This is a genomic window from Pseudoblastomonas marina (assembly GCF_014641655.1).
GTDB classification, from domain to species: domain Bacteria; phylum Pseudomonadota; class Alphaproteobacteria; order Sphingomonadales; family Sphingomonadaceae; genus Alteriqipengyuania_A; species Alteriqipengyuania_A marina.
Map to the genome: position 1 here is coordinate 102658 of NZ_BMID01000001.1, position 15868 is coordinate 118525.

A 15868-nucleotide genomic window follows, 5' to 3' on the forward strand; every position below is an offset into this window, starting at 1 on the left:
CCGTGTCGCGCTTCCCGGCCTGGCATTACGACGGCTCCAGCGCGGTCCGGCGCTACGTCCTGATCGAACCGTTCGGGCGCGAATTCCGCGTGATCGAGGACGAGGCGGTCATCGGCGAATACAAATTCGCCGATCTCACCTTCAATGACGACCAGGGCGAATACCTGACCTATCGCCATGCCGAGATCGACGGCTGGCGGCTGGGCGTGAGCAATCCGCTCGCGCCGGAACTCGAAGGGCGGCTGCCCGCGCAGGTCCGTTATGGCGGCTTCATCGACCGGATCGGGCTGGGCAGGGCGGCGGTGATCCTCGCAGGGATCAGCGCCATCGCGGGGACCATCTTCTTGACCGCACCGACCTGGATCGCCCCGCTCGTGCCGCAGAGCACCGAGGCGAGGATCGGCGAATTGCTGTTCGACGATTTCGGCGGGCGGGTGTGCTCGACGGCGGATGGCGACGCGGCGCTGGCGAAGCTCGTCGAAAAGCTCGACGGCACGGACGAGAACCTGCGCGTCGAAGTGGTCAACATGAACATGGTCAACGCGGTGGCGCTGCCCGGCGGGCGCGTCCTGCTGTTCGACGGCCTGCTCGCCGAGGCGGAATCGCCCGAGGAAGCCGCCGCCGTGCTCGGCCACGAGATCGGCCATGTGCGCAAACGCCACGTGATGCAGTCGCTCCTGCGCCAGATGGGTCTTTCGGTGCTGCTCGGCGGAATGGACGGCGCTGGGGGATCGACCGTGTCAGGACTGCTCTCGCTCAGCTATTCGCGCGATGCCGAACGCGAGGCCGACACCTATAGCATCGCACGGATGCAGGGCGCACGTATCTCGCCCGAAGGTGGAGCGGCCCTGTTCGATCGACTCGCGGGCGAAGACGGTCCCGAAGGCTCGGCGCGGACGATGATCGGCTACATTTCGAGCCACCCGCATTCGGACGAGCGCGCCGATGCGTTTCGCGAGGCAGCCGAGGGTGGCGATTACGACCCGGCGCTCAGCGATACCGAGTGGCGCGCGCTGCAGGAAATGTGCGCGGAGGATCCCGACGTCGCGGAAAGCGCGTCGATCATCACCCTTCCCGTCGACGAAGCCCGCAAAGGGCGCGACGACGAAGCGGAAGAATCGGTTGCTTCGCCCGTGCCGGTTCGCGACCAACGCGCGCGATGACCGACCCGCTTTTCCTCGACCTGTGCGATGGCCGTCGGATCGCTTATCGGTTCGCTGACGGGCAGGGGCCGCTGCTGGTGTTCCTGCCGGGATACCTTTCGGACATGGAGGGCAGCAAGGCGACCGCACTCTTCGACTGGGCGTCGCGCAATGGCCGCGCCTGCCTCCTGCTCGATTATTCGGGCTGCGGTTCGAGCTCGGGCGAATTCGCGGACGGCACGTTGAGCCGCTGGCGCGACGAAGTGGTCGCACTGGTCGGGCATGTCGGCGGCAGCGAAGGCGATGACAGCGCAGTGCTCGTCGGCTCGTCGATGGGCGGCTGGCTGATGCTGCTCGCGGCACGCGCGCTGGGCGATCGTTGCGCCGGGCTGGTCGGGATCGCGGCAGCGCCAGACTTTACCGACTGGGGGTACGATGCGGACCAGAAGCGCAAGCTAGCCGACGGCGAAACGATCCACGAGGACAACGATTACGGCTACCCGCCCACGCCCACCCATCCCGGCTTCTGGGCCGACGGGCAGGCCAACCGCCAGCTCGAGGAGACCATCCCGCTGACCTGTCCGGTGGTGCTGCTGCACGGCCAGCGTGACAACGAGGTGCCGTGGGAGGTCTCGCTGCGACTGGCCGACAAGCTCGGTTCAGACGATGTGCAGGTCCTGCTGGTCAAGGATGCCGATCACCGCATGTCGCGCGATATCGATGTCGCGCGGCTGCTCGATACGATCGCTTCCTTTCTCGACCGCCTGAAAGACCACGCGTGATAGCCACCGCCTTCCTCGCCACCGCATTGCAATCGGCCAGCCTGCCGATCGCGCAGGACCCGCGCCTGGCAGAATGCCTCGCACAGGCGCGCCGCGATCCGACCACCGCGATCGCCAATGGCGGTAGCTGGCTGGGCGAAACCTCGGGTTCGGGGAGCGCCGCGCCGCAGACCTGCCTCGGGATCGCCTATACCAGCCTGTTGCGCTGGCAGGCGGCGAGCGACGCGTTCCTTGCCGCGCGCGATGCGACGCCCGAAACCGACCGCGCCGGACGCGCGCGACTCGGGGCGATGGCAGGCAATGCGCTGCTCGCCGTGCCCGATCCGCTCGAAGCGTTGCCGACCCTGCGCATGGCACGGGACGACGCCCGCGCGGCCGGTGAAACCGAGCTCGCCGGCGAAACCGCGGTCGATCTCGCGCGTGCCTTCGTTGCGCTCGAGCAGGTCGAAGATGCCGAGGCGGCGCTCGCCGATGCGCGCGCGGATGCGCCGCAATTCGCGCTCGGCTGGCTGCTTTCGGCCACGCTCGCACGGCGGACCGGCGACCTCGCAAGCGCGCAGGGCTTCATCGAAACCGCCATCGGCCTCGCGCCCGAAGACCTTGAAGCGGGGCTCGAGGCAGGCGTTATCGCCGCGCTCGACGGCCGCGAGGATGCGGCGCGGGCTAGCTTCGAGTCGGTTGTCGCGCTGGCGCCCGATTCCAAACAGGCCGACCGCGCTCGCGCCTATCTCGCGCAGCTTGCCGAGTGAGCGCACATCGCGCTCCGTTCCGTAGCGGAAACCGCTTCGTCCCGGACGCCACTACAAGCCCTTGCGATAGTTCGGCGCGAAGCGCATAGGCCCGCCCGGAGACCCGCGCCGTCGCGCGTGGGAGAGGATTGGACAGCCGGCTGGAGCATTGCATGGCGGCGAATAAGAAAGCGGCGGCAGCGTCCGGCGCGAAGGCGAATACCAAGCGCGTTCCGCGCAAACTGGCGGAGGAGATCGGCAGGCGCATCGCCGGTTCGCTATTGCCCGACGAGCCCGAACTCACCGGCAAGGCCTTGGACGAGGCGGCGAAATTCACCGCGCGCACCGCGATGCAGCGCGACGCGGACGAACCCACCTTCGCGATCGAGACGATCAGCGGTTCGGCATCCGAACGCTTCATGCGGATCGCGATCGTCAACGACGACATGCCGTTCCTGGTCGATTCCATTGCGCTGACCCTCGCCAATGCAGGTGCCGCGATCCATCGCCTCGTTCACCCCGTATTGTGCGTGGAGCGCAACGCGAAGGGGCGTCTCGAGGACGTGCCGAAGAACCCCGCGAAAGACTGTCGGCGCGAGTCGATGATCTATATCGAGACCGACCGGATCGATGCGAAGCATCGCCACGAGCTCGAAAAGGCGATCGCCTCGACCCTGGCGGACACGCGCGCCGCGGTGACCGACTGGCCCAGGATGCAGGAACTGATGGCGGCCGATGCCGAACGGCTCGGCGATTCCGAAAGTGCTGCGCTGCTGCAGTGGCTCAACGCCGGCAACCTCACCCAGCTCGGGCACATTACCCGCTATCGCGACGGTTCGCACAGCGACGTCCTCGGCATCTGCCGCAAGAGCAGCAAGTCGGTGCTGTTCGACCAGAGCTACGATCGCGCGTTCAAGTGGTTCGAGGATGCTGCCGACGGTTCGCGCTCGAAGGGCGCGCTGATCATCAAGTCGAACCGGCTGAGCAAAGTCCACCGCCAGGTCCCGCTCGACCTGTTCATCGTTCCCGTCCGAGAGCAGGGCAAGGTCACCGCGCTGTCGGTCCATGCCGGCGTCTGGACCAGCGCCGCGCTGGCGACCACGCCGACCGAGATTCCCGTCTTGCGTTCGCGGCTCGGCGAGCTGATCGCCAAGTTCGATTTCGATCCCGGCGGCCATGCCGGCAAGGCACTGGTGCATGCGCTGCGCACCCTCCCGCACGATCTGGTGATCGGGTTCGAGGCCGACGACCTCGAACGCATCGTCACCGCGATGATGAGCCTGACCGATCGGCCGCGGCCCAAGCTGTCGATGGTGCAGGCCCCGCTTGCCCGGCACCTCTTCGCCTTCGTCTGGCTGCCGCGCGACACGATGTCGACCACGGTGCGCAAGCAGATCCAGGACATGCTCGGCGATGCCGCCGACGCCACGCTGCTCGACTGGAGCCTGACGATCGAGGGCGGCAATCTGGCCATGCTCCGCTTTGTCTACGATATCCGCGACGGGCAGAAGACGCCCGAAGAAGCGCCGCTCGACGAACGGCTGCAGGCAATGGTCCGCGGCTGGAGCGAAGCAGTCGAAGGCGAGCTCGCCAACCATGAGGAATCAAGCCGCGCGGCGGCAATTGCAGCCCGCTACGCCCCTGCGTTCCCGCTTGGCTACCGGGCGAATTACGGCCCGCTCGAGGCGGCGACCGATATCCGGCGGCTGCGCAACCTGTCCGACGAACAAGGTGCCGATGGCGCGCCCATGCGCGGCGCGCGGCTCCATCGCCTGCCAGACGACCAGGGCAACCGGCTGCGGCTGAAAGTCTACCAGAAGAAGGGCGTGCTCGCGCTTTCGGACGCAGTGCCCGCGCTCGAGAATTTCGGGTTCCGCGTGCTCGGCGAGGTTCCGACCCGGCTCGAGGACGGCGAACTCGGCACGATCCACGATTTCGAGCTCGGCCTGCCGGTCGGGGTCACCGCCGAACGCCTGCTCGAGCGCGCCGAGCCGATCGAGGCGGCGATCGCCGAAGTGCTCAACGGCAATGACGAGAACGATTTCTTCAATTCGTTGATCGTCGCCACCGGCCTCGCCGCGCAGGAAGCCGAGTGGCTCCGGGCCTGGTTCCGCTACCTCCGCCAGACCGGGATGGGCTTCGGCCTGCCTACCGTCGTCGCGGCGCTCCAGCATGCGCCCGACGTCACGCGCTCGCTCATCGCCCTGTTCCGCGCGCAGCACGATCCCGACCATGGCAAGGATCGCGATGGCGCGGCGAAGAAGGCGCGCGATGCGGTCCGCCGTGGCCTGGTGAAGGTGAAGGCAATCAACGACGACCGCCTGCTTCGGCTCTATTCGAGCACGATCGACGCGATCCTGCGCACCAACGCATTCGCCCCGCTGGGCGAGGACGCGCTGGCATTCAAGTTCGATTCCTCCAAGGTCCCGGGCTTGCCCAAGCCGCTGCCTTGGCGAGAGATCTTCGTCTATTCGCGCCGCGTCGAAGGCATCCACCTGCGCGCCGGCCCGGTCGCGCGCGGGGGCCTGCGCTGGTCCGACCGGCGCGACGATTTCCGCACCGAGGTGCTCGGCCTGATGAAGGCTCAGCGCGTCAAGAACGCGGTCATCGTGCCGACCGGTGCCAAGGGCGGCTTTTATCCGAAGCAACTGCCCGATCCCTCGCAGGATCGCGATGCCTGGCTGGCCGAGGGGCAGGCAAGCTACGAAGTCTTCATCCGCGCATTGCTCTCGATCACCGACAACATCGTCGACGACAAGGTCGTGCATCCCGAACGCGTCGTCATCCACGACGGCGAGGATCCCTATTTCGTCGTTGCCGCCGACAAGGGCACCGCGACCTATTCCGACGTCGCCAACGGGATCGCCGACGATTTCGGTTTCTGGCTCGACGACGCCTTCGCCTCGGGAGGATCGAAGGGCTACGATCACAAGGCGATGGGGATCACCGCTCGCGGCGCGTGGGTTTCGGTCCAGCGTCATTTCCTCGAAATGGGCGTCAATGTGCAGGAAGACCCCATTGAGGTCGTCGGCGTCGGCGACATGTCGGGCGACGTGTTCGGCAACGGCATGCTGCTGTCGAAAGCGATCAAGCTCGTCGCCGCGTTCGACCATCGCGACATCTTCATCGATCCCGATCCCGATCCGGCAGTCAGCTGGAAGGAGCGCTCGCGCCTGTTCAAGCTCGGCCGGTCGAGCTGGAAGGATTACGACACGGCGAAGATTTCGGCGGGCGGCGGGGTGTTCTCGCGCTCGGAGAAGTCGATCGCATTGAGCGAGCAGGCGCGCAAGGCGCTGGGAATCGAGGACAAGTCGGTCGATCCCGAAGCGCTGATGCAGGCGATCCTCAAGGCACCCGCCGACCTGCTATGGTTCGGCGGCATCGGAACCTATGTGAAGGCCAGCAGCGAGGCCAACAGCCAGGTCGGCGACCCGGCCAACGACGCGATCAGGGTCGACGGTTCGGAGTTGCGGGTCAAGGCGATCGGTGAAGGCGCCAATCTCGGCATCACGCAGGCCGGGCGCATCCAGTTCGCGCTCGAAGGAGGCCGGATCAACGCCGACTTCATCGACAATTCCGCCGGGGTCGATTGCTCGGACAACGAGGTCAATATCAAGATCGCGCTCGCCGCGGCGAAGCGCAATGGCGACCTGACCGAACAGCGCCGCGTCAACCTGCTCGAGAAGATGACCGACGAGGTCGCCGAGATCGTGCTCGACGACAACCGTCTCCAGGCGCTCGCGCTGTCGATCGCCGAACGCGGCGGGGCGCAGGCGACCGGCTCCTATGTCCGCCTGGTCGAGGCGCTCGAAGATCGCGGCTATCTCGATCGCCGGACCGAAGGGATCGCCGACGGTGCCTCGCTGGTTCGCCGCGCCAATGACGGCCAGGGCCTGATGCGACCCGAACTCGCGGTGCTGCTGTCCTCGTCGAAACTCGTGCTGCAGGACGCGATCGAAGGCAGTCCGCTGCCCGAGGACCCGGCGCTCGAACGCGAGTTGTTCGCCGCCTTCCCCGAACCGATGCGCAAGAAGTTCAAGGCCGAGATCGAAGGTCATCGTCTGCGGCGCGAGCTGATCGCGACCAAGCTTTCGAACCTGATCATCAACCGGATGGGGGTCAGCCACCCGTTCGAACTGGTCGAGGAAGAAGGCGTGACGCTGGCGCAGGTCGCGTCGGCCTTCGTCGCGGCTGACCGGTTGTTCGACCTGCCTGCGTTGTTCGAGCGGATCGAAGAGACGCCGATGGACGAACAGGCCCGGCTCGAACTGTTCGACCGCGTCGCCTGGGCGATCCGCACCCATATCGCCGACCTGCTGCGCAGTGGCGGCGGCGATTGCCATCCAAGCGAATTGGTGAAGAAGCTCTCGCCCGGCATCACCAAGCTCGACAAGGCCAAGCAGCGGCTTCTCGCCGAGGAAGGCAAGGCCTATTCGAACCGCATCCGCACCAAGCTGAGCGAAGCCGGTGCACCGAGCGAACTGGTGGAGGAAATCGCCGAACTGTTCGAACTCGACGGCGCTGTCGGCCTCGTCCAGCTGGCCTGCGACAGCGATGTCCAGCCGGTGCAGCTGACCAAGGCCTTCATCCAGCTTGGCCGCGAACTGGGTCTCGACTGGGCGCAGACCACGGCCTCGCAGATGAATCCGTCCGACCCGTGGGAGCGGCTGCTGGTCGCGGGACTGGCACAGGATTTCCAGCACATGCGGCTGGCGTTCCTGCGCCGCGTCGGGCGCGGCAAGTTGGCGAAGGACCCGGTCAAGGCGGTGGACAACTGGTCGGACAAGCACGCCCCGGCGATCGCACAGTTCCGAGCCATGGTCGGCCGGGCGCAGAACGCGGTGCCCGTAACCGCGCCGATGCTCGCCCAGATCGCCAGCCAGGCGCGCAACTTGCTGCTGCGCTAAACGATGGCGGACGCTGCCGATGTCGTGATCGTCGGGACCGGCCATGCCGGGGCCCAATGCGCGATCGCGCTGCGGCAGCGCGGCTTCGAAGGAACGGTGCGCCTGCTGGGGCGCGAGCCGGACCCGCCCTATGAGCGCCCGCCGCTGAGCAAGGAATACCTCGCCGGTGCCAAGCCGTTCGAACGAATCCTGCTGCGGCCCGAGAATTTCTGGGCCGCCAAGGGGATCGACTGGCAGGGCGGAGCCGAGGTCGTCGGGGTCGATCCGGACGCTCGGACAGTCGAGCTGGCGAGCGGCGAGGAGCTTTCCTATGGCACGCTGGTCTGGGCCGCTGGCGGCGAGGCGCGGCGGCTGTCATGCCCCGGTGCGGACCTCGCAGGCGTCCATGCGATCCGCCACCGCACCGATACCGATGCGCTGCGCACCGCGATCGAGGCGGGCGCGGGCCGCGTGGCGGTGATCGGCGGCGGCTATATCGGCCTCGAGGCGGCGGCAGTGCTGCGCGGGCTCGGGATCGGGGTCACGGTGTTCGAGCAGGAAGACCGCCTGCTCAAGCGCGTCGCCGGGCGCGAGATTTCCGATTTCTACGCCGCCGAGCACGGTGCGCAGGGGGTGGATATCCGGCTCGGTGCAGAAGTGGTCGCGCTCGAGGGTGAAGGCGCCGTCACCGGCGTCCGCCTGGCAAGCGGAGAAACCGTCCCGACCGACCTTGTGATCGCCGGCATCGGGCTGGTGCCCAATATTGCACCCTTGCTGAGCGCCGGCGCGGTCGGCAGTGGCGGGGTCGATGTCGACGAGAACTGCCATACCTCGCTCGACCACGTCTATGCGATCGGTGATTGCGCGCTGCACGCCAACCGCTTCGCCGGCGGCGAGGTGATCCGGCTCGAGTCGGTCCAGAACGCCAACGACATGGCCAATACCGCCGCGCGCGCGATCGTGGACGAGCCGGTGCCCTACGATGCGGTGCCGTGGTTCTGGTCGAACCAGTACGACCTCAGGCTGCAGACGGTGGGGCTGTCGAACACGCATGACGAGCGTGTGCTGCGCGGCGATTCGGCCAGCCGCAGTTTTTCGGTGGTCTACCTGCGGAATGGCCGCGTGGTGGCGCTCGACTGCGTCAACGCGACCCGCGACTATGCCCAGGGACGACGGCTGGTCGAAGCCGGAACGCAGGCGCCGGTCGAGGCGCTGGCCGATCCCGAGATCCCGCTCAAGTCGTTGCTGTAAGCCGCGCGGCGGCCCATTCGGCCGCCTCGGCGACCACCGGATCGGGGTCTTCGCGCAATACGCCGACCTGATCGAGCAATCCGTCTTCCCCGCTGTTCCCCGCCGCGATCAGGCAATTGCGCACGAAGCGATTGCGCCCGATCCGCTTGATCGGCGAGCCCGAAAACAGCGAACGGAAGCCTGCATCGTCGAGCGCGAGGAACTCGGCGAGGCGCGGCGCGACGAGTTCGGCCCGGGGGAGGAATTCCTTCCACCGGTGCGCGGTGTCGGCAAACTTGTTCCACGGACACACGGCGAGGCAATCGTCGCAGCCATAGATGCGATTGCCCATCGCTACACGGAATTCCTCGGGAATCGGCCCGGCATGTTCGATCGTGAGGTAGGAAATGCAGCGCCGCGCATCGAGCCTGTAAGGTGCGGGGAAGGCATCGGTCGGGCAGGCGCGCTGGCACTCGTCGCACGAGCCGCAGCGGTCGGTGTGCTCCGCGTCGGGCACGAAAGGCAGGTCCGAATAGACCGCGCCGAGGAAGAGCCAGCTGCCGTGCGCGCGGCTGACGAGGTTGGTGTGTTTGCCCTGCCAGCCCAGCCCCGCCTTCTGGCCGAGCGGCTTTTCCATCACCGGCGCGGTGTCGACGAACACCTTGACCTGTCGCTCGCCAAGTTCCGCCTTCGCCGCTTCGGCGACCAGCCACCGCGCCAGTGCCTTCAGCTTCTTCTTCACCGCGTCGTGATAGTCGCGCCCCTGCGCGTACACCGAGATCCGCGCGCGGTCGGGTTCGTCCTCCAGCGTGAGCGGATCGGTCGACGGCGCGTAGCTCGCTCCCAACGCGATCACGCTCTGCGCATCGGGCCAGAGCGATTGCGGGCCCTGTCGCTGGTGCGCGCGCGATTCCATCCACCCCATTTCGCCATGCATGCCTTCGCCGATCCATGCATGCAGCCGCGCGCCCGTCGCCGGATCGTCTTCCGCCGCAGCAAAGCCGACCGCATCGAAACCGAGCCGCAACGCCTCTTCGCGCAGGCGATCCTGTAGCGCCGCGAGGCTGTCGGGCGATGGAGCTTTAACCTTTGGCGCGCTAGGAGCAGTCATAGGCATGATGGGCTAGACAGGACGGGCATGGTGCACAAGCTGGCGATCGAGGCCGAGGGGCTGCTCAAGCGCTTCGAAGGGACCCTCGCGGTCTCGGGCGTCGATCTCGCCGTGCCCGAAGGCGCGATCTACGGCATCCTCGGCCCCAACGGTGCGGGCAAGACCACCACGATCCGCATGCTCCTGGGGATTATCGACCCCGACGAAGGGTGGCGTACGCTGCTCGGTTCTGACGATCCGGTCTCCATGGCGCATGCGGTGGGCTACCTGCCCGAGGAACGCGGGCTCTATCCCGCCATGAAGGCATACGAGGCGATCGCTTTCATGGGCGCGCTGCGGGGTTTGTCGCTCGACGAGGGGCGGCGACGCGGACGCGAACTGCTCGAAGGGTATGGTCTCGGCTATGCGGCGGACCGACAGGTGCGGCAATTGTCGAAAGGCATGGCGCAGACCGTGCAATTGCTCGGCACGCTGGTGCACCGGCCACGCCTCGTCGTGTTCGACGAGCCGTTCTCGGGCCTCGACGCGATCAACCAGGGCAAGCTCGAACTGCTGATCCGCGATCTCGCCAAGGAAGGCACCACCGTGATCTTCTCGACCCACGTCATCGCGCACGCAGAGCGGTTGTGCGACGAGGTGGCGATCATCGCGGGCGGCGAAGTGCCGTTCGCCGGGCCGGTCGACGAGGCGCGCGACCGCATCCGCCCCCGCGTGCGGCTTGAGACGGCGGCGCGCGACGGTCGCTGGCGCGATGCCCTGCCCGAAGGCACCCGGCCCGAAGGCGCATTCTGGAATTTCGAACTGCCCGAAACCGGGGTCGAGCCGTTGCTGCGCGCGCTGATCGAAGGCGAGGCGGGGATCCAGTCGCTGTCGATCGAGCGCGCCGGCCTGCACGACGCCTTCGTCGAGATAGCGGGCGAGGCGGCGGCGCGCCAACTCGAAGCGGATATGGCCCATGAAGTGGGGAGCGAAACCAGATGACCGACGGGCGCATCGAGGAGCACACCGGCCGCCTCACTCGCTGGCAGGCGGCGATGGTCATCGCGCGGCGCGATTTCTTCGCCATCCTGTTCAGCAGGACCTTCATCTTCTTCCTGCTCGGTCCGCTCTTCCCCATCGTGGTCGGCGTGCTGGCGGGCGGGATCGGGTCGTCGGTACGCGATCAGGTCGACCAGCCCGAGCTCGGGGTGATGCTCGATGCCGGAGCGACGATCCGGCTCGGTGAGGCACATGCCCGGCTCTACCCGCAGATGGGCGGCGCCCTGCCCGCGATCCAGCGGGTCGAGCCGGCCGATCCGCGAACCGCCTTGCAGGACAATGCGCGCAATCTCGGCGCAATACTTTCGGGGTCGATCGAGCAGCCGGTGCTCGTGGGGACGCAGGACCAGATCGCGAGCTGGCACGGCCCGGTCGGCCTGCTGCTCGCCGAAGCCATACGCGAGGGCGCGCCGCCAGAGCGCCCCGCGATCGCACTCGTCCCGACCGCCACGAGCACCGCCGACGTCACCCGCTCGCGGCTCGTCACCGCGCAATCGGGACAGGTGCTGCTGTTCCTGCTGATCATGTTGCTGGCGGGGATGGTCCTGTCCAACCTCGTCGAGGAAAAGGGCAACAAGGTGATCGAGATCCTCGCCGCGGCGATCCCGATGGAATCGGTGTTCCTCGGAAAGCTGTTCGCGATGCTCGCCGTCTCGATGGTCGGGATCGTGGTGTGGCTCGGCGTGGGGGGCGCGATCTATCTCGGCGCGGGCAACAGCATTCCGGTGCTGCCCGAACCGGCGGTCGGCTGGCCGCTCTTCATCGCCTTCGGGGTGGTCTATTTTTCGATGGGCTACCTCCTGCTCGGTTCGCTGTTTCTCGCGATCGGGTCGCTCGCGACCACGGTGCGCGAGGTGCAGACGCTATCGATGCCGGTCACCATGCTCCAGCTCGTGGTTTTCTTCTTCGCCAGCTATGCGCTCGCAGCGACGGGCACTTGGGTCGAATGGTTCGCGATTCTCTTCCCCTTCAGCTCGCCCTTCGCGATGTTCGCGCGCGCGGCGATCGATCCGGTGCTGTGGCCGCACCTGCTGGCGATCGGCTGGCAGGCGGCGAGCGTCGCACTGTTCGTGACCATCGGCGCGCGCCTGTTCCGCCGCTGGGTGATGAAGAGCGGCCCGCGCGGCGCGAAGAAGCGCAGCGCCTGGTCCCGGCTATTCGGTCGCAAAACGAAACTGACTTGACTCGGGGGCCCGCCCGGCATCATTCCTGCAGGGGGAGAGACCATGACCGATCAAGCGCACGCCTATCCGGGTGAGTACCGTTCCGCGCCGACCGCCTATGCGGCGCTGAGCGAGTATCTCGAGAACCATCCGGACCACCAGCTGCACCATCCGCACCCGTTCGATGTCAGCCGCTCGGACATCTATCTCGAGGATCGATGGCAGCCGATCTTTGCCGAGATGCGCGCCATGGGCCCGCTCCACTATGTCGACGAAAGCCCGTTCCGGCCGCATTGGAACGTGGTCTCGCACAAGGCGATCGCGCATGTCGAAGCGCTGCCCGACCTGTTCTCCTCCTCGTGGGAATATGGCGGGATCACCATCCTCGACCGGGCCGAGGACGTCGCACCCGAAGAAGCTTTCGAACTGCCGATGTTCATCGCCATGGACCGGCCCGAACACACCGCACAGCGCCGTACCGTCTCCCCCGCCTTCACCCCTACCGAGATGAAGCGGCTCGAGGAAAGCATCCGCCGCCGCACCGGAGCATTGCTCGACAGCCTGCCGATCAGCGAGCAGTTCGACTGGGTCGAGAAGGTCTCGATCGAGCTCACCACGCAGATGCTGGCGATCCTGTTCGGATTTCCATGGCAGGACCGCCACCTGCTGACCTACTGGTCCGACTGGGCGGGCGACACCGAGCTAGCCACCGTGCGCGAACTCGACAAGCTGCGGCAGGACATCCTGCGCGAGATGGGCAGCTATTTCGGGCAGCTCTGGTCCGATCGCGCCAAGGGCGAACAGGGCAAGGACCTGATCTCGATGATGATCCGCTCGGACAGCATGAACCACATGAGCCCGCAGGAGTTTATCGGCAATCTCGTGCTCCTGATCGTCGGCGGCAACGATACTACCCGCAACACGATGAGCGGCATCGTCCACGCGTTTCACGAATTTCCCGAACAGCGCATCGCGTTCGAGAACGACAGCTCGCTGATCCCCAACGCGGTGCAGGAATGCATCCGCTACCAGACCCCGCTCGCGCATATGCGCCGGACCGCGACCGAGGATACCGAACTGTTCGGCAAGAAGATCGCCAAGGGCGACAAGCTGGTGCTGTGGTATCTCTCCGCCAATCGCGACGAGGAGGTATTCGAGAATCCCGACCAGCTCGATATCCGGCGCGAAAATGCGCGACGCCATCTGGCCTTCGGATACGGCATCCACCGCTGCGTCGGCGCGCGGCTGGCCGAGCTCCAATTGCGGGTGCTGCTCGAAGAGATGCACAAGCGGCGGCTCCACGCCAACGTCACCGGCAAGGTCGAGCGCACGCGCGCCAATTTCGTCCACGGTTTCCGCAAGCTCGAGGTCGAACTCAAGCGCTTCTGAACTGAAACCAAACTGCGTCCCGTTCCGTATCTAGGAGTATGACGACGCGAAAATTCCACTTCACCCGCCGCAAGGCGCTCGGGCTGGCGGGCACCGGTGCACTGCTCGGTTTCGTCGCCTTCTCGTCGGGAAGCCCGGTTTCTGCCAAGGGCTTCCCGGTCCGGCGGAGCGAGGCCGAATGGCGCCGGCGGCTCACGAGGCAGCAATTCTACATCCTGCGCGAAGCCGGCACCGAGCTGCCCCATTCGTCGCCGCTCAACGACGAGAAGCGCAAGGGAACCTATCACTGCCGGGGCTGCAACAATGCGGTGTTCTCGTCGACGGCCAAGTATGAAAGCGGGACCGGCTGGCCGAGCTTTTGGAAGCCGATCCGCGGCGCGGTCGGCACCGAAGCAGATTACCGGCTGGTGGTCCCGCGCACCGAGGTCCATTGCGCCGATTGCGGCGGGCATCTCGGACACGTCTTCGACGACGGGCCGAAGCCCACCGGCAAGCGCTGGTGCATGAACGGCGCGGCGATGAAGTTCAGGCCTGCATGACGGCGCAGGCGGTGACCTAGCCGGTCGCCTCGATCTGCGTCGGGGTGATATCGGCCGACCCTTCTTCGTTCGAGCCCTTCCCGCGCTGGAGCTGGCTGGCGAGAAGTGCGAGTTCGTCGAAACGGAAGGTATCGTCGAATACGAGGCCGCAGGTATCGCCCTTGCGCCAGCGGACCTGCGCGGCGACGGTCCGAAGACCCTTGATCTCGAGCCGCAAGCGCTGGTCGCGGGCCAGGGGGTGCTGCGTCTCGATCCGCGCGCCCTGCTGCGAGAGGTTGAATACCTTCGCCGAAACCTTCTGGATCCCGACAAGGATATGCGTTTCGAGCGCAAGTTTGAGCCGAACGCCGCGCTTGGGATAGGGGGTCAGCTCGTTGATCAGTTCCTCGAGCTCGATTTCCCGGGCGAAGCGGAAGCCGGCTTCGCTCTCGTTCTCCCACATCTTCTCGACATCGTAGCAAAGCTCCGAGGCAAGCTCGAGCTGCATCTCCTTCGCGTCGGGGAGCTTGTGGTAGATCTTGGCGCGGAATCCGGTGGTCGAGGCATCGCGCAGGACGCACAGGAACTCACCCTTGGGAGTCACCAGCTTGCCGGTGCGCATCAGCAGGCGCAGGCGCTCTGCGCCACGCTGGTCCCGCGCGTCGGCCGGCACGTCCGAATCTTCTGAATTGTGATGAACCCCGGAGGTGTCCACGCGGTGCTCCTGAACGTATCCCCTTGCGCGGAAATCGCCACGCGGAAGCAAGGGTTACGTCTGACTGGTTAACACTCGGCAAACGCCGCGCTGACGCAGAACGCGTAACCCGATCGGCAGCCCGCTGAAAAACCGGCGAACGCCCGTGCGACCGGGCCCGGCGCCGCGATTTCCGGTGGTGCGGGTGGTGGGACTCGAACCCACACGATCAAGGATCAGGGGATTTTAAGTCCCCGGCGTCTACCATTCCGCCACACCCGCACACCGCGGCGGGCCTAGCGGGTGCGAACGCTATCTGTCTATCGGGGAAGCGAAAGCCTCAGTCGTTGAGCCGTTCGCGAATCGCCTTGCCGGCCTTGAAAAAGGGGACTGACTTGGCCGGTACCTCGACCGCTTCGCCAGTGCGCGGGTTGCGTCCGGTGCGGGCTTCGCGCTGGCGCGTCGAAAAGGCCCCGAAACCGCGCAGCTCGACCCGCCCGCCATCGGCGAGCTGGTTGGAGATCTCATCGAAGAAAATGTCGACGACCTGTTCGACGTCTTCCTGACGCATGTCGGGATGCTTGCGTGATAGGGTGTGGACCAGTTCGGACCGGATCATAGTTTTCCCTCCAATCGCCAGCCGGTGCGACCCGTCTATCCGGTTGGAACTACGAAATGTTGTCCACTTCCGTGCCAGAGCGCGCGCGCCGGCGCAATGGGCTAGGGATTTTGCCGGAGGGGCGGAAAGGTCAGCTTGTCTCGAGCAGATCGTCCATCGCGATGCCGAGCCGGTCGATCCGTGCGCGGATCGCGGGCCACTCCTCGCCGATGAAGCGCTTGCGCTCCTGCCGCAGCAGGGCGGAACGCGCGCCGGTCGCAACGAACATGCCGATCCCGCGTCGGACCTCGACCTGGCCGTCCTGCTGGAACTGCTGGTAGGCCTTGGCGACGGTGAGCGGGTTGGCGCCTTCCTGCGCCGCGAACGCGCGTACCGAAGGGAGCATCTCGCCTTCCCCATAGCGCCCGTCGATGATCGCGGCGGCGATCTTGTCGCGCAGTTGCAGGTAGATCGGGCGGGTGTCGGAATCGCTCATGGGTGAAGCAGTGCCATAATACAGCGTGGCGCGTCAAGGAGCGAATCCCTGCAAAATCGGCGCGTGACCGCCGATTAACCGCTTCACACGCGC

General features: G+C 66.4%; 13 protein-coding genes and 1 tRNA gene. 9 read left to right on the forward strand and 5 right to left on the reverse strand.

Annotated features, from left to right (window positions below; all coding sequences use genetic code 11):
- Positions 1-2 precede the first annotated feature (2 nt).
- The 5 genes from IEW49_RS00520 (at position 3) to IEW49_RS00540 (ending at position 8789) form a co-directional block, all read left to right on the forward strand.
- Positions 3-1163, forward strand: coding sequence for a M48 family metallopeptidase (locus tag IEW49_RS00520; protein WP_188640844.1), 1161 nt, complete (start codon positions 3-5; stop codon positions 1161-1163).
- Positions 1160-1924, forward strand: coding sequence for an alpha/beta hydrolase (locus IEW49_RS00525; RefSeq protein WP_188640845.1), 765 nt, complete (start codon positions 1160-1162; stop codon positions 1922-1924). The genes IEW49_RS00520 and IEW49_RS00525 overlap by 4 nt, the downstream gene beginning before the upstream one ends.
- Positions 1921-2673 carry a tetratricopeptide repeat protein gene (locus IEW49_RS00530; RefSeq protein WP_188640846.1) on the forward strand — a complete coding sequence of 251 codons (753 nt, stop codon included), beginning with the start codon at positions 1921-1923 and terminating at the stop codon, positions 2671-2673. Before IEW49_RS00525 ends, IEW49_RS00530 begins: the two co-directional genes overlap by 4 nt.
- 152 nt (positions 2674-2825) lie before the next feature.
- Positions 2826-7559, forward strand: coding sequence for an NAD-glutamate dehydrogenase (locus IEW49_RS00535; RefSeq protein ID WP_188640847.1), 4734 nt, complete (start codon positions 2826-2828; stop codon positions 7557-7559).
- A 3-nt stretch (positions 7560-7562) separates the two neighbouring features.
- Positions 7563-8789, forward strand: coding sequence for an NAD(P)/FAD-dependent oxidoreductase (locus IEW49_RS00540; RefSeq protein ID WP_188640848.1), 1227 nt, complete (start codon positions 7563-7565; stop codon positions 8787-8789).
- Here the strand turns inward: IEW49_RS00540 and queG are convergent.
- Positions 8773-9879, reverse strand: a complete 1107-nt coding sequence (gene queG / locus IEW49_RS00545; protein WP_229658017.1) for a tRNA epoxyqueuosine(34) reductase QueG — start codon at positions 9877-9879, stop codon at positions 8773-8775. The genes IEW49_RS00540 and queG overlap by 17 nt on opposite strands.
- Positions 9880-9906: 27 nt before the next feature.
- Between queG and IEW49_RS00550 the strand changes: the two genes are divergently transcribed.
- Genes IEW49_RS00550 through msrB form a run of 4 tightly spaced genes read left to right on the forward strand, consistent with a single transcriptional unit; the run spans position 9907 to position 14008 of the window.
- Positions 9907-10860 (forward strand): ABC transporter ATP-binding protein, encoded by a 954-nt coding sequence (locus IEW49_RS00550; RefSeq protein WP_188640850.1) that lies wholly within the window; start codon positions 9907-9909, stop codon positions 10858-10860.
- Positions 10857-12101: an ABC transporter permease gene (locus IEW49_RS00555; protein ID WP_188640851.1), complete on the forward strand. Its 1245-nt coding sequence runs from the start codon at positions 10857-10859 to the stop codon at positions 12099-12101. Before IEW49_RS00550 ends, IEW49_RS00555 begins: the two co-directional genes overlap by 4 nt.
- A 42-nt stretch (positions 12102-12143) precedes the next feature.
- A complete protein-coding gene (locus IEW49_RS00560; protein WP_188640852.1) occupies positions 12144-13469 on the forward strand; it encodes a cytochrome P450 in 1326 nt (441 codons plus the stop codon).
- Positions 13470-13507: 38 nt separating this feature from the next.
- Positions 13508-14008, forward strand: a complete 501-nt coding sequence (gene msrB, locus IEW49_RS00565) for a peptide-methionine (R)-S-oxide reductase MsrB (RefSeq protein ID WP_188640853.1) — start codon at positions 13508-13510, stop codon at positions 14006-14008.
- Between the two features lie 16 nt (positions 14009-14024).
- Here the strand turns inward: msrB and IEW49_RS00570 are convergent, their stop codons facing one another.
- The 4 genes from IEW49_RS00570 to IEW49_RS00585 all read right to left on the reverse strand — a co-directional run bounded on the left by IEW49_RS00570 (position 14025) and on the right by IEW49_RS00585 (position 15775).
- Entirely contained in the window at positions 14025-14702 is a 678-nt protein-coding gene (locus IEW49_RS00570) for a PilZ domain-containing protein (protein ID WP_188640854.1), read from the reverse strand.
- Positions 14703-14878: 176 nt separating this feature from the next.
- Positions 14879-14963, reverse strand: a tRNA-Leu gene (locus tag IEW49_RS00575).
- 58 nt (positions 14964-15021) lie between these two features.
- Positions 15022-15300 carry an integration host factor subunit beta gene (locus IEW49_RS00580; protein ID WP_188640855.1) on the reverse strand — a complete coding sequence of 93 codons (279 nt, stop codon included), beginning with the start codon at positions 15298-15300 and terminating at the stop codon, positions 15022-15024.
- Positions 15301-15430: 130 nt separating this feature from the next.
- A complete protein-coding gene (locus IEW49_RS00585; RefSeq protein ID WP_188640856.1) occupies positions 15431-15775 on the reverse strand; it encodes a GntR family transcriptional regulator in 345 nt (114 codons plus the stop codon).
- Positions 15776-15868 lie beyond the last annotated feature (93 nt).

What these genes read in the sequence shown, in the direction of transcription:
- IEW49_RS00525 (WP_188640845.1), top strand. Translation starts at nt 1,160, where the DNA reads ATGACCGACCCGCTTTTCCTCGACCTGTGCGATGGCCGTCGGATCGCT.
- IEW49_RS00535 (WP_188640847.1), top strand. Translation starts at nt 2,826, where the DNA reads ATGGCGGCGAATAAGAAAGCGGCGGCAGCGTCCGGCGCGAAGGCGAAT.
- IEW49_RS00540 (WP_188640848.1), top strand. Translation starts at nt 7,563, where the DNA reads ATGGCGGACGCTGCCGATGTCGTGATCGTCGGGACCGGCCATGCCGGG.
- queG (WP_229658017.1), bottom strand. Translation starts at nt 9,879, where the DNA reads ATGACTGCTCCTAGCGCGCCAAAGGTTAAAGCTCCATCGCCCGACAGC.
- IEW49_RS00550 (WP_188640850.1), top strand. Translation starts at nt 9,907, where the DNA reads ATGGTGCACAAGCTGGCGATCGAGGCCGAGGGGCTGCTCAAGCGCTTC.
- IEW49_RS00555 (WP_188640851.1), top strand. Translation starts at nt 10,857, where the DNA reads ATGACCGACGGGCGCATCGAGGAGCACACCGGCCGCCTCACTCGCTGG.
- IEW49_RS00560 (WP_188640852.1), top strand. Translation starts at nt 12,144, where the DNA reads ATGACCGATCAAGCGCACGCCTATCCGGGTGAGTACCGTTCCGCGCCG.
- msrB (WP_188640853.1), top strand. Translation starts at nt 13,508, where the DNA reads ATGACGACGCGAAAATTCCACTTCACCCGCCGCAAGGCGCTCGGGCTG.
- IEW49_RS00580 (WP_188640855.1), bottom strand. Translation starts at nt 15,300, where the DNA reads ATGATCCGGTCCGAACTGGTCCACACCCTATCACGCAAGCATCCCGAC.
- IEW49_RS00585 (WP_188640856.1), bottom strand. Translation starts at nt 15,775, where the DNA reads ATGAGCGATTCCGACACCCGCCCGATCTACCTGCAACTGCGCGACAAG.